The sequence below is a fragment of the Ruminococcus flavefaciens AE3010 genome (assembly GCF_000526795.1).
GTDB lineage: Bacteria > Bacillota > Clostridia > Oscillospirales > Ruminococcaceae > Ruminococcus > Ruminococcus flavefaciens_D.
Genome location: NZ_JAGT01000001.1, coordinates 1,705,970 through 1,719,250, shown reverse-complemented (window position 1 = coordinate 1,719,250; position 13,281 = coordinate 1,705,970). Strand labels below are relative to the sequence as shown.

Below are 13,281 nucleotides of genomic sequence, written 5' to 3'. Positions count from 1 at the left end.
TTTAGCTTTGATATAATGAGCACGGGCGCCGAAACGGCGCCCCTACAATTATGCATTATACATTATGAATTGACTCAAAGCCCAAGAAACTCCTTGAAGTTCGTGGCAAGCATCTTCTGATTCTCTTCCTCGGTAAAGCCCAGCGCCAGGAAGCGTGTCAGCTCGTCCTCGTGGCTCCACATGGGGAAGTCCGAGCCGAAGAAGCAGTTCTCGATACCGTACCTGCGTATGATATGTGCGGCTCTTTCGGGAGTGAGGAATGCAAGGGAACTGCTGAAATCGAATCTTACATTGTCAAGACCTGCCAGTAATTCCTCTGCCGATTCCCACTGCTGATAGCCGCCCAGATGTGCTGCCATGAGCTGTAGCTTGGGGAAGTTATCGTGGATATTCTTTATGCGCTGAGGCGCAGAGTAATCGTATCTTGCGTCGCCGCAGTGTATGAGCAGGGGCAGCTGTCCCTCTATCTGCTCGTATATCTTGAACGCCTCGGGTGAATCCGCGTTGAACTTCTGGAAATCGGGGTGGAGCTTTACTCCGTGGAGCCCGAATCTCTTTATCTGCTCAATGTCGGCTTCGATATTTTCGGAATCCGCATGGGTAGTTCCGAAGCCGTAGAAGCATTCGTGCTGATCGCACTTCTTTGCGATAAATGTATTTATAGCGTCTATCTGTCGGGGAGTAGTGGCAGTGGAGCACACAAGGTACTTTGATACTCCTATCTTGCTGCCTGCTTCCAGAAGCTTGTCTGTCAGACCGCAGTTGTTCATGGGCATCTCATAGAAATGACCGATGCTTTCTGTAGCCGTTTCGGCTATCTTGTGAGGGAAGATATGGGCATGAGCGTCGATTATCTCATATTTTCCATAGACCTCGGGGTTCATATATACATCTCCTAATTACAAATTCAATGAACATTATACCCTATCTGCCAATAAAAGTCAAGGCGCTGTTTACTGACTGTAACAGAGCTTTTTCGGTGAATTTCCGCCTTTTTATGTGTAATAAGAAATTTATATAATCGGGCATGGAGCTGTCCGCGCTCGGTTATTTTTCTTCAAGGCGTCCCTTTGCAGCACTGTCCTTCTTGACGTCGATACGTTCAAGGACTATCTCACGTCCTGCGATACGGAAGCCTATCTCCTGATAGAAGCTCACGCGGACGTCCAGAGCAAGGAGGTACGCCCGTTTTCCCAGTCCGTTGAAGAACTTGGCAAGCCATTTCAGGAACTCCCTTGCGTAGCCCCGACCGCGGGCAGCCTTATTGGTAGCCACCTGTCCGATGAGGACTGTGCTGCCGATATCGAATACAGCCGAAGCCGTTGTGGAGTTGCGGTAGGTGAACACGCGGCTTATGCCGTGGCGGCAGCGGTGTGAGGTGTCGGTGTACCACAGTGAGAAATCCGCGATATTGGGGAAGCCCTCGCTGAGTATCTTGTATACGTCGGGGAGATTGGGGTTGAACTCAACATGCTCCTCGATAGCCTCAAGGGGCGTATCATCGGGGATAAGCTCGAATATGGTACGGTTCAGCACCTGATAGCGCTCGGGTATCTTTATGCCCTCCAGTATCTTTTGGTCGCCCTCGATACGGAAGGGGACGTTCATGCTGACGAAGAGGTCTATCTCCTCGTTGGGCTCTAAATCACCGTCTCCGCATATGATAAGGGTGGAGTTTATGATGAACATGAAGCCTATGCCTGTTTCGTCGGTTATCTTGTAGAAGCGGCAGAATTCATAGTTGGGTCCGTAGGCTCGCATATACGCCAGCATCTTCTTGCCCGACAGGGTCTTGTTGAGCAGTACGCGGTCAAGCTCGTGCTCGTGTTCGATAAGTGTTATCATATCTCATGTATCCTTCCGATGAGAGTTCTTACCAGTTTGTATGAGTTCTCCATGTCGGCGTATTCTATCACCGACGAGGGAGAGTGCAGATACCTGCATGGCAGGGAAACGGCTATGGTGCGGACTCCCTTGCCGCTGATATGGATAGCTCCCGCGTCGTTGCCTCCTGCTATCATGGTCTTGGTCTGACAGGGGAAGCCCTGTTCCTTTGCGATATCAAAGGCAAGGCTGTAGAGCTCCTTGTCGTAGATGGTATGCCTGTCCATAAAGGATACCACGGGACCGCCTCCCAGCTCACATACGCGCTTTGCACCGCATGCGCCGTCGATATCGGCTGCTGTTGTGGATTCAAGGACTATGGCATAGTCGGGAGCAACTGCAAATGCGGAGGCTGTTGAGCCGCGGAGACCTATTTCCTCCTGTACGTTGAACACAAAGTATGTATCGTATTCAAGCTCCTCATGGAGAAGCTCTATCATCATGGCACAGCCTGCACGGTCGTCGATAGCTTTAGACTTTATGCGCTTATCGCCCAGCTCTGTGAACTCCGAGTCAAAATATGCGCAGTCCCCGAGAGATACGTACTTCTCGGCTTCTGCCTTGTCGGCAGCTCCGATGTCTATGTAAAGGCTGTCGTTCTTGGGAGCCTTCTCTCGCTGCTCCTTGGTGAGGTTATGGACGGCTGTAGAGCCTACAACGCCGCTGATACGGCTCTTTCCCACGCGCACCTGTCTGCCGATGACTACGGACGGATCGATGCCCCCTACATTTCCGAAGCTGAGAGTGCCGTCGCCGCGGATATAAGTCACCATGAAGCCCACCTCGTCCATGTGAGCGCATATCATCAGCTTTTTCTCTGGGGTTTTTCTGCCCTTTTTGAAGCAGATAATGCTTCCTAAGTTGTCTACATAGTATTCGCAGACGTCCTTTATCTTACTTATTATAAGCTCACGGACAGCATTTTCGTCGCCCGAAACGCTATCGGTGAGACACAGTTCTTTGAGCAGTTCTTTCATTACTTGTCCCCCCTTATGTATGCAGCTAAAAGCTTTGCGGTGAGCTCCACATCGTTAAGGTCTATGACCTCAACGGGAGTGTGCATATTGCGCAGGGGAATGGACACGGTACAGGTCTTAGCGCCGCAGCGGTTCACGGAGTATCTGTCTGCATTTGTGCCTGTCATGCCTGTCATTACCTCTGTCTGACAGGGGATATCAGACTTTTGGGCAGCTGCAAAAAGCCCGTCGCTTATCTCGCGGGAAAGTGAGGGTGAAATGCCTATCATGGGACCCTTTCCCAGATAGCCGCACTTGCTCTCCTCCTCGCCTATAGCGTATGCAAAGCTTACGTCCACAGCCAGAGCTATATCGGGGTCAACGGCGAAAGCGCCAATCTTAGCGCCGCGCTCGCCAACTTCTTCCTGAGTGGAGAAGATAACGGTGACGTTATAGGCAGGGGCGCTGTCTCTGAGAAGCTCCAGAGCATAGAGAATGGAAGCTACTCCGCAGCGGTCGTCGAGAGCTCCGCATGTTATACGGCTGCCTATGAGGTCGCGGCAGGTCACGTCAAAGGTCACGGAGTCTCCCAGAGCCACAAGGGGTTCGAGCTCAGCCTTTGTAAGTCCCGTATCAATGGCAACATCGTCCATTTCAAGGACTTCGCTGCCGCCGTTGGTAAGGTGGGGCGGTACAGAGCATATCACGCCCTTTATGTCGCGGCTGCCGTGTACCACTACGGGCTGTGCGGGGAGAAGTCTGCGGTCAATGCCGCCTACATTGCCCACCTTGATGAAGCCCTCGTCGGTGATGTATGTGACAGCAAAGCCTATCTGGTCTATATGTGCGTCGAGCACCAGCGAGGGGAGTCCCTCTTTGTGAGTGCCGAATTTACCAATAACATTGCCGTTTATTATCTCAGCGTCGGGACAGTATCCGCGAAGCATTGACAGTGCAAGCTGTGCAGCCTTTGATTCGCTGCCCGAAGCTCCCGAGACCTCTGAGAGAGAAACGACGGTCGATCTGATATCCATATGGAAGTTCCTTTCATAAAAGCGTCACATTATATTATAACAGATATCAGAGCGTATTTCAAGAGCTAAGAGCTAAGTAGGGGCAGATATTATCCGCCCGCCAATAACCGTAAAACTCTAAATGCCATACTGTAGGGGACGGCGTCCTCGACGTCCCGCCAATAACCGTAAAATTCCAAATGACACACTGTAGGAGCAGCCTTTGGCAGTTCGTCTTAATTTCATTGGAACCTGCGGACGCCCAAAGGGCGCCCCTACATGGCTGCATTGATATATCGTAATTGTGTGAAACGGCATACACAGGCGGCGGAACGCCGTCCCTACATTTTCAATTCTTCATTCTCAATTCTCAATTGGCGGACTGCCAAAGGCAGCCCCTACAAACCTGCTTTCTAATCACTAAAAACTCACAAAATCATATAATGAAGTGTACCGCATATTGCTGACTGCGCAGACTGATGCAGTCAGGGGGGATACTTTTGACGAACTGTATATTCGATATGCCGTCCTACACATACGCTGTCAAGGGACAGCGGCTGCTGAGACAGCGCGGTTATCCAAGTGTTATAAAGCGCCGCGGCAGGGACTCCGAGAACGGCTGCGGCTTCTCGCTGCATGTGGGAGACCGCTGCGGCAGGGCAGCCGAGATACTTGACAGCTATTCCGTACCCTATACCATAAGAATGGACGGTGCTGCCGATGATGATAAACTTTGACAACGCCGCCACCACCTATCCCAAGCCGCTGAGCGTCCGCAGGGCGGCTGCCGATGCAATAATGAACTTCGGCGGGAATGCAGGCAGAGGCGGGCATCAGCTTGCCATGCGCACTTCCGAGGCGTATTACAGCGCCCGTGAAACAGCGGCGGACTTTTTCGGTGCAGAGCCTGAGAATACTGTGTTCACGCTGAACTGCACCCATGCGCTGAATATGGCGATACAGGGCGTCATGGCAGATGGCGGGCATATTATAATAAGCAGTATGGAGCATAACTCCGCCGCCCGACCTGCTGTGGCTCTTGCGCTGAAAAAACAGGTGACTATGTCTGTAGCAGAGGTATTCGCGGATAAGGAGCGTACCGTGGAGAGCTTCCGCAGGCTGATACGCAGCGACACAAGGGCGGTGGTATGCACTCTTGCAAGCAACGTCACGGGACAGCTCCTGCCATACCGCGAGATAGGGGAGCTCTGCCGCGTGCATGATATATGTTTTATCGCAGACGGAGCTCAGGTCTGCGGCATTTATGATATAAAGCTGTCCCACGGCATAAATATACTCTGTACCGCAGGGCACAAGGGGCTTTACGGCATAACGGGCACGGGACTTCTCGTCACTGACGGGAAATATACCATAGCTCCCATAATACAGGGTGGAACAGGCAGTGCTTCTCTCAGCCTTTTTCAGCCCGAGCTTCTTCCCGACAGCCTTGAAAGCGGTACTCCCAATATAATCGGAGCCGTTACAGTGGGAGAGGGCATACGCTTCATAAAAAGCCGCGGTATGGACAATATCCGCGCCCATGAGGAGAGGCTCTGCCGCAGATTCATTTCGGAGCTTGCCGCCATAGACGGCGTTAAGGTCTGCCGTGACTGTGATGGGGAGTATGCTCCCATAGTGTCCTTCAACGTGGGAGATATAAGCTCCGAGGACGCTGCGGCGTATCTGAGCGAAAACGGCTTCTGCCTCCGTGCGGGGTATCACTGTGCTGCTCTTGCTCACGCAGCACTGGGCACCAAAGGCGGCACGGTACGTTTTGCTCCCTCAGCATTCAATACCGAGGCGGAGGTAATGAAACTTGTATATTTTGTTAAGATATTGAAAAATTTACAAAATTCTTAAAAAACTATTGAAATTATCAGAATTTGTGGTACAATAATAGTATGCAGTATTGTGCAGTCAGCTATGAGGACACCCTGTCCTCATACTTACATAGATAACTAACAGATAATAAATATGTGTAATTCCCCAAGGGGGTGTTTATTTGTTCATTTCTACTCCGCATAAGTTGTTCGACTCCTCTCCACAGGAGATACTGGACGCTTTTCTCAGTGTCATCAGTACCTTCAAGTTTACGGACGTCATCGACGTTGTTATTCTTACATATGTTATCTACCTGCTCCTGAAGCTTATCCGCGAGACCCGTGCAGGTCAGCTTGTAAAGGGTATCATTCTTCTTGTTGCAGGCTATTTCATCAGTAAATACCTTGAACTGAAGGTGGTCAGCTATCTGCTGGAAAAGACCCTGAGCATGGGCGTTCTGGCAATGATAGTACTCTTCCAGCCCGAGCTGAGAAGAGCTCTTGAAAAAGCAGGACGTACCAAGTTCGGTATACACCTTTTCGGTCTGGGACAGGATAACGACGAGGTCAAGCAGCGCTGGAACCCCGCTATCGAGGCTATATGTGATTCCTGCGTGGAGCTGTCGGCGACCTTTACAGGCGCTCTCATAGTAGTTGAGCGTCAGGTAAGACTGGGTGAGCAGATCGAGACAGGTACTATCCTTAACGCTACGCCGAGCAAAGAGGTGTTCGGCAATATATTCTATCCGAAAACACCGCTCCATGACGGAGCTGTTATAATGCGTGACGGCATCATCCTTGCGGCTGCCTGCTTCCTGCCCAAGCCTGCAAAGGACGCCCTCATCAATAAGAAGCTGGGCTCACGTCACAGAGCTGCCATAGGAATGAGCGAAAACTCCGACGCTATAGTTATAGTCGTATCAGAGGAAACAGGACAGATCTCGGTTGCGCTGAACGGCACTCTCACAAGAGACTATACCCGTGATAAGCTGAAAGCTCTTCTTGAAGAACAGCTCTTCAAAGATAAGACTGAAATATCTATCGGCAGAAAGAAGCTTTTTTCTTCCCGCTCCGAAAGGAGGAAGAAAAAATGAATACATTCAATGATAACAAAAAACACGGCATCACAGAGACCAAAAACAATGCGACACTGCTGCTCATAGCTATAATATGCGCTGTTGCGGCATGGTTCATAGTTGCAATGACTCTGTATCCGTCGGAATCCAAGACTATAAACAATATCCCCCTCAAAGTGGATATAGCAGGCTCGTCTGCGGCAGAAAGCGGACTTTCCGTCACAAACTGCAACGTGGATAAGGTAAGCGTCAGCTTTGACTGCAGCCGTACCGATTACAGCCGCATAAACGCCGAGACCCTTGAAGCCTATGTTGACTTTGACAACATTACTACCGAGGGCAAAAAGACTCTTACCATTAAGGTCGAGTCTACCAACGGCGCGGAGCTGTCCAACAAAAAGGTATATCCCGAGACTGTTGAGGTGGAGCTCAATAAGTTTGAGTTCAAGACCATAACCGTAAAGCCGAGGGTAGATAATGTCACACTTGCAGAGGGCAAGACATTCGGCGATATAAAGTGCGAGCCCGAGGAGATCACCCTCAAGGGTCCGTCTGCAAAGCTTGCTACCATAGCCGAGTGCTATGCGGTCTCCGACAAGGTGCTCAAAAACCTTGAGACCAGCTATACAGGTCTTAACAGTGAAAGACTGGAGTTCGTTGATGCTGACGGAAATATCGTCGATTCCACGTTTATCACCTCGGATCCTGCTACCGTTAATATCAGCATACCCGTGCTTACGCAGAAAACCGTACCTTTCAAGGTAGTCCTGACTCTGCCGTCGAACTCCAACTTTGATAAGGACAGCCTTGATTTCAGTATCACCCCGTCTGAGCTTACGATCGCTTCGGGTTCTCCTAATGTAAGTCTCTCAGATGATCCGCTGTCCATACCTATAGCACTGAGTACTCTTGATATAGGCTTCTCAAAGGATTTCAGCATAGATAATATGCTGTCGGCAAAGAACGTCATAAATGTTTCGGGCAACGAGACTGTTAACGTTACCCTCAATGATGCGGGACTTGCGTCCAAGGAGGTTACTCTGCTTGGTGCAAACGTGGGACTGCTCCATGTGCCAAGCGACGGATATTCGTATTCAATAGTCACCGAGAAGCTTACGGTCAAGCTGGTTGGTCCTGCCGATGTTATAAATGACATCACTGCGGCAGACCTTGACGCGGAAGTCAACCTGCTTGGTGAGGACACCTCCAGAAATCCCGACCAGTTCAGATATGATGTCTTTGTATCGTGCAAGACCCATAAAAACGTATGGTGTACGGACGCTCCAAAGGTAAATATAGTGAAAACTCTCAAGGACAGCGCTGCAAAGCAGTCGACCACCTCGAGCAGTTCGTCATCAGGTACAAATTAAATATATATCCGCTGTGCAGATTGTACAGCGGATTTTTTTATGTACAGATACAGGTCGTTGCACGCCCGAAACAACGTATTTAGGTCAAAAACTTGCACAATGTCTAAGATGTGTCCCTGTCCGAAAGACTCTTTTTTATGTAAAACTACGAAAATACGACAAATTACTGTATTTTTTTTCTGAATGTCTTTTATTTTTGGATAGTTTATGATATAATTATATCTATGATTTTATAGCTGTATTGTTAATAATTTGTGCGAAAAAGCTACATAAATAACCGCTTTCAGCCGCAATGCAGCCGATTATGCTTTCCGCTCCGACCGTTGAAGAGGAATGTGAGGACGGAAGCAAATAAAGAAGGAGAAAAAAATGAAAGCAAAGAGAATCATAGCATCTGTGCTGTCATTTGCCCTTTGTGCGGGAGCGTTCACCTCTGTGAACGCCAGTGGGGAAGGCATTTTGTCAGCGAGAAGCACCACTGTCTCCGCCAACGACAATACTGCAACTGCTCCTGCTGAAACTCCGTCTGAATCTGTTGTAACGATAAAGCTCGGAGACCTTAACGGCGACGAGAGCATCGACGCCACCGACGCGTCCACAGTGCTGACTGCCTATGCCAATCTCTCGTCAGGCAAGGAAAGCGGACTTTCGGCAGCTCAGATCGTTGCAGCCGATGTTGATAAGAATGAAAAGGTTAATGCAGTTGATGCTTCAAACATCTTATCATACTATGCTTATCGGGCGATAAAGGGCAGGCGTTCCCTTGAGGACTATCTGAAAGAGCCTGACAAGGCTATGGAAGAGCTGAAGATCCATGGAGGCACATCGACCGCTACCACAACAGCAGCCTTGACAACAACATCGGTAACTGCAACTTCAACAGCTACAACTACAAAGATGATCCCTATCACCTATTCATCGACCACCACGGCAGTAACTACTACAAAGCCTATTCCCATAACCAATCCTATTACAACTACCACAACAGTAGCACCTACAACGACTACAACAACAGCTGCTCCCACAACGACCACCACAACAGCTGCTCCCACAACGACTACTACAACAGCTGCTCCCACAACGACTACTACAACAGCTGCTCCTACGACAACTACCACAACAGCTGCTCCCATAACGACTACTACAACGGTTGCTCCTACAACAACTACCACAACTGTGACCGTTACTTCCACAACCACCACTGAACCCGCCGACCCCAAAAAGGTGTCAGAGATAAAGCTGAGCAAGTCAGAGATAGAGCTCAAGGTGGGCGGCGACGGAGACATCTCCATGGTAACTATGCTCCCTGCAACAGCAACGGATAAAAGGGAGATATGGACAAGCTCAGATGAGAACGTGGCTACAGTAAACTATGAGGGATGGATAAGCCCTGTGGGTGAGGGAACCTGCATAGTAAAGGTGCAGAGCGTAAACAATCCTCTGGTAAGCGGCGAAATAAAGATAACTGTAATTGACCCCAACAAGGTCAGGGAGATAAAGCTCAGTAAGACGGAATTGTCCATGCCTGTAGGCGGCGAGGGCATATCAATGGTAAGCATGGTGCCTGCCAATGCTCCCAATAAGGGAGAGGTTTGGATAAGCTCTGATGAGAGTATCGCTACAGTTGACGAAGAGGGTCTGATAAAGGGCATTGCTCCCGGAACCTGCACCGTGACTGTATACAGCCGCTCAAATCCCGATGTTCATGCTTCCGTAAAAGTAACTGTCACTGACCCAAATCAGGTACAGAGAATAGAGCTTACCGATTATGAGCTTGATCTTCTTGTAGGTACTCTCGGTATTTCCTATGTAACAATGTACCCCGAGACAGCACCTGACAAGTCCGAGCTGTGGATAAGCTCTGACAACACCATTGCCAAGGTGGATAAGTTCGGAAATATTTACGCTGTATCGGCAGGCAAGTGTACCATAACGGTCTACAGCCAGTCCAATACAAACGTAAAAGCTGAGGTAAAGGTAACTGTTCACAATAAGCCTGTTGCCACATCGACAACTACTACATTAACAACGACCACTACAACTACCACAACGACTACAACAACGTCAACAACAACTACTACTACGACTGCAACGACAACACCACAGCCTCCTGTTACCACAACCACATCGGCTGAGCACCTTATGATGACCCGTAACGGCGCTACATATGTAGACGGTATCCTTGTGGTAAACAAGACCTACAGCGTCCCCAAGGAGTTCAATGCAGGGGGAGGGCTCAATGAAAACGCCATGGCGATGTTCAAGAAGCTCTCTGAAGACGCCGCTCTCCACGGACTGAGCATAGTTTGCTCGTCGGGCTACCGCTCATACGAGAATCAGGAGACCATATACAACAATTATGTTGCTATAGACGGTATACTGAGAGCTGATACCTATTCCGCAAGACCGGGACACTCCGAGCACCAGACAGGACTTGCCATCGACGTAAATTCTATCAGTGCCGAGTTTGCAAATACTCCCGAGTGTGCATGGCTTGAGAAGAACGCCCACAAGTACGGCTTCATAATCCGCTACCCCAAGGGCAAGGAAGCTATCACAGGCTTCCAGTACGAGCCCTGGCATATCAGATACTTAGGCGTTGAGACTGCCACAGCAGTTTACAACAGCGGTCTGTGCCTTGAGGAATACCTTGGGATAACATCATACTACAATTAACAGCGAAGCTGCCGAATAAAGTCATTCGGCAGCTTTTTTATATCAAAGCAGCCGTCAGCAGCTCCGTCATGTGTCGGGAAGCTGCTCACGGGATCAACTCCACTTCCTGACGACGCAGCGCATATGCCGCTTACATTATATTATGCAGAAAAGCAAAAAAGGTACAAAGAAAAATATTACAGTAATCATTGTCAGAATTGTGTAACCGCTCTGATACTATCCGTAAGCATTTCATATCCAAACTGTATTCAAACCGAAATCGCTCTGTTATTGCAAATCCTGTCGTAAGGGGGTATAATATAGTCAGAAAAGGGAAAAGGAAATAAACAAGAAAAAACCTTCATTGTTTCTCATTCAGCGTCGAAATACCTCCCGACGCGAATCAAAAAGCGGTGCCGCACACCACCGCTTCATGAACACACCTTTCGGAAAAAGAAAGACCGCCGGCGCAAAAGTGTCGGCGGTCCTCTTCTTTTTATAGTCAGCTTCGCTCACTGAGGTACAGCCCCACCTTATTATTTAAGTTCTGCACACACTCGTCGGAGCTTATATTGCCGCGCATGACCTCAGCCCATTCGTTAGATATCATGCTGTCCAGCTCGTCGCCGTAGTTAAGGTCAATTTTCACGTTCCTTGAATAGTCAAGGAGTTTTTCAACTGCTTCGTCACTTATCTGCATAGACTCTTCACCACCTAACCATTGGGCTAAGTTTCCGCGGACTGACATACCTATAACACTTGGCGTATCGTAGGCAAGCGCCTGCAAGCCGCTTTCTGTGACAGGTACGCCCGAAACGTATTCAATTGACATCTTCTTCTGTTCGCTTTGGCGGAAGTAGTTTTCCAGCAGCCTCCATGCCGCGTCTTTATTTACGCTGTATTCGGGGATAGCCCACAGGTGCGGTATATTGACATAAGCTCCGTTATTATCCGCTGAGGGATAGCCCACGTATGTCATGGGAGCTCCGTTAAACCGTCCATAGATATCAGAAGCGGCAAACTTATTTATACCGTTTATGCCAGTTATATTCAGCGAGTTCATATAGTCTGTCCCTTCCGATTTATAGTCAATGTCGTTTTTCAGGTCGATAGGGAATTGCAGGAGAAAATCCAATGTTTTCTTGAAATCACCGTCGAAATCGCATGAGCTTTTTTCAAAGTCAATGGCATTATAGCCTGCCTTCCTGAGAAAATAATGCCACATATCCGCGCTTTGCGGAAAGTTCTTTTTATCCTCTAAGCTCTCGTAAAAAGCCATAGCCCTGTCAAAACTCCAGTTTTCGTTATCTCCGCTGATAAAGTCGGCGCTTGCGGTATATGTAGTGTAGTTAAAGCATGGGAAAAGATACGGGATAGCGCCATTGCACTCCACAGCTTCGCGGACATTAGGCAGCAGGTCGGTTATATTCAGCGTATCCGAGCTATTGATAAATGGCGTAAGGTCGGCGAGATAACCGCTTTTCTGCAAGTTCACTGTGCCCTCGCAGGGGGCTATGATAACATCAGGACTTTCACCTGACAGCATTTCCCTTGAAAGCTGATTAAAGGCTTCTGAGTAATTCGTGTCCGTATTCTCATAATGAGTGATATTCAGAGTTATATCTTTATTGGCAGTGTCGAATTCAGCCAGAGAGGGTTCTAATTTTCCTGTGCCTCCGTCTATGAGCGCGACTTTCAGCTCAGTCTCAGTCAGCATATCCTGCTGAGTATCCCCGTCGGGCTCAGAACTGCTGTCCTTGTTCTTACCGCAGGAAAAGGGAGCCATAAGGCTGAAAGCAAGCGTAAAAGCGATGATTTTTTTCATAAAAATACTCCTTTCGTATATAAAAGTCCAACTGCTTTTATAAGTAAGTGATTTCATAAGGCAAAAAAGACGAAAAAGCATACAGATTTGTAGAGTTCCACAAATTTGTATGCTTTATTTTGTGCAAAAAAATCGGCACGGATCGACCGTGCCGATATATTTTTATTTGGAAGCCTTTGTGTCAAGCTTTCCGAGAAGGAAGAGCTGTATCTGGAGAGCGTCCTCTGTAGTAACGCTGTTGTTTTTATTGACAACAGAAGCATTGCTGAGGCCCTGTGCTGTTATGTGGTTCTTGTCAGAGCCGTTGAGACCGTACTTATTGGGGTTAGCAAGGCTCTGCATTATGAGAACAACGTCTGCCATATCAACACCGCCGTCGTTGTTAGCGTCGCCCCATACAGCTGCATCAGTATGAGCATTGGGAAGTGTTGTTGTGGTAGTAGTTTTATTTCCCTCATTCGGAGCAGTTGTTACAGTGCTGCCAGCCTTGATCGTCACCTTGAAGGATATCTTTACATTGTAGCAGAGGTTATAGGAGTAGTAATTACCTGCATTGCTGTCTATATTTACAGTGTATTCGCCTGCGGGAAGCTTGATGAACTCCTTTTCGGGAACGCTCTTGCCGCTTCCGTCGGTGATAGTCACAGGCTCCTTATCACTGCTGACGGCGCTGATGCTCTTA

At 48.7% G+C, this 13,281-nt stretch carries 10 protein-coding genes; 5 read left to right on the top strand and 5 right to left on the bottom strand.

The window, feature by feature from the left end:
• Positions 1-74: 74 nt before the first annotated feature.
• From N774_RS0107415 to N774_RS0107400, 4 genes are all read right to left on the bottom strand, one after another.
• The gene (locus N774_RS0107415) at positions 75-884 is read right to left on the bottom strand and encodes an amidohydrolase family protein (protein WP_024860630.1); all 810 of its coding nucleotides are present in this window, start codon (positions 882-884) and stop codon (positions 75-77) included.
• 163 nt (positions 885-1,047) lie between these two features.
• Entirely contained in the window at positions 1,048-1,845 is a 798-nt protein-coding gene (locus N774_RS0107410; RefSeq protein WP_024860629.1) for a GNAT family N-acetyltransferase, read from the bottom strand.
• Entirely contained in the window at positions 1,842-2,861 is a 1,020-nt protein-coding gene (locus N774_RS0107405; protein ID WP_024860628.1) for a M42 family metallopeptidase, read from the bottom strand. The genes N774_RS0107410 and N774_RS0107405 overlap by 4 nt, the downstream gene beginning before the upstream one ends.
• Positions 2,861-3,874, bottom strand: coding sequence for a M20/M25/M40 family metallo-hydrolase (locus tag N774_RS0107400; protein WP_024860627.1), 1,014 nt, complete (start codon positions 3,872-3,874; stop codon positions 2,861-2,863). Before N774_RS0107400 ends, N774_RS0107405 begins: the two co-directional genes overlap by 1 nt.
• Before the next feature lie 479 nt (positions 3,875-4,353).
• On the opposite strand from N774_RS0107400, the gene N774_RS0107395 reads away from it, so the two are divergent.
• From N774_RS0107395 to N774_RS18175, 5 genes are all read left to right on the top strand, one after another.
• Complete coding sequence (locus N774_RS0107395) at positions 4,354-4,590, top strand: putative Se/S carrier-like protein (RefSeq protein ID WP_024860626.1); 237 nt, start codon at positions 4,354-4,356, stop codon at positions 4,588-4,590.
• A complete protein-coding gene (locus tag N774_RS0107390) occupies positions 4,574-5,713 on the top strand; it encodes an aminotransferase class V-fold PLP-dependent enzyme (RefSeq protein WP_242836590.1) in 1,140 nt (379 codons plus the stop codon). Before N774_RS0107395 ends, N774_RS0107390 begins: the two co-directional genes overlap by 17 nt.
• Before the next feature lie 142 nt (positions 5,714-5,855).
• Positions 5,856-6,767: a diadenylate cyclase CdaA gene (gene cdaA, locus N774_RS0107385; protein ID WP_347496152.1), complete on the top strand. Its 912-nt coding sequence runs from the start codon at positions 5,856-5,858 to the stop codon at positions 6,765-6,767.
• On the top strand, positions 6,764-8,119 hold the full coding sequence (locus N774_RS0107380; RefSeq protein WP_024860623.1) for a CdaR family protein: 1,356 nt from the start codon (positions 6,764-6,766) through the stop codon (positions 8,117-8,119). Before cdaA ends, N774_RS0107380 begins: the two co-directional genes overlap by 4 nt.
• 369 nt (positions 8,120-8,488) lie before the next feature.
• Positions 8,489-10,795 carry a D-alanyl-D-alanine carboxypeptidase family protein gene (locus tag N774_RS18175; protein WP_024860622.1) on the top strand — a complete coding sequence of 769 codons (2,307 nt, stop codon included), beginning with the start codon at positions 8,489-8,491 and terminating at the stop codon, positions 10,793-10,795.
• A 481-nt stretch (positions 10,796-11,276) separates the two neighbouring features.
• Here the strand turns inward: N774_RS18175 and N774_RS0107365 are convergent, their stop codons facing one another.
• Positions 11,277-12,599, bottom strand: a complete 1,323-nt coding sequence (locus tag N774_RS0107365; protein WP_024860621.1) for an ABC transporter substrate-binding protein — start codon at positions 12,597-12,599, stop codon at positions 11,277-11,279.
• Between the last annotated feature and the right edge of the window lie 682 nt (positions 12,600-13,281).

What these genes read in the sequence shown, in the direction of transcription:
- N774_RS0107415 (WP_024860630.1), bottom strand. Translation starts at nt 884, where the DNA reads ATGAACCCCGAGGTCTATGGAAAATATGAGATAATCGACGCTCATGCC.
- N774_RS0107410 (WP_024860629.1), bottom strand. Translation starts at nt 1,845, where the DNA reads ATGATAACACTTATCGAACACGAGCACGAGCTTGACCGCGTACTGCTC.
- N774_RS0107405 (WP_024860628.1), bottom strand. Translation starts at nt 2,861, where the DNA reads ATGAAAGAACTGCTCAAAGAACTGTGTCTCACCGATAGCGTTTCGGGC.
- N774_RS0107400 (WP_024860627.1), bottom strand. Translation starts at nt 3,874, where the DNA reads ATGGATATCAGATCGACCGTCGTTTCTCTCTCAGAGGTCTCGGGAGCT.
- N774_RS0107390 (WP_242836590.1), top strand. Translation starts at nt 4,574, where the DNA reads ATGATGATAAACTTTGACAACGCCGCCACCACCTATCCCAAGCCGCTG.
- N774_RS0107380 (WP_024860623.1), top strand. Translation starts at nt 6,764, where the DNA reads ATGAATACATTCAATGATAACAAAAAACACGGCATCACAGAGACCAAA.
- N774_RS18175 (WP_024860622.1), top strand. Translation starts at nt 8,489, where the DNA reads ATGAAAGCAAAGAGAATCATAGCATCTGTGCTGTCATTTGCCCTTTGT.
- N774_RS0107365 (WP_024860621.1), bottom strand. Translation starts at nt 12,599, where the DNA reads ATGAAAAAAATCATCGCTTTTACGCTTGCTTTCAGCCTTATGGCTCCC.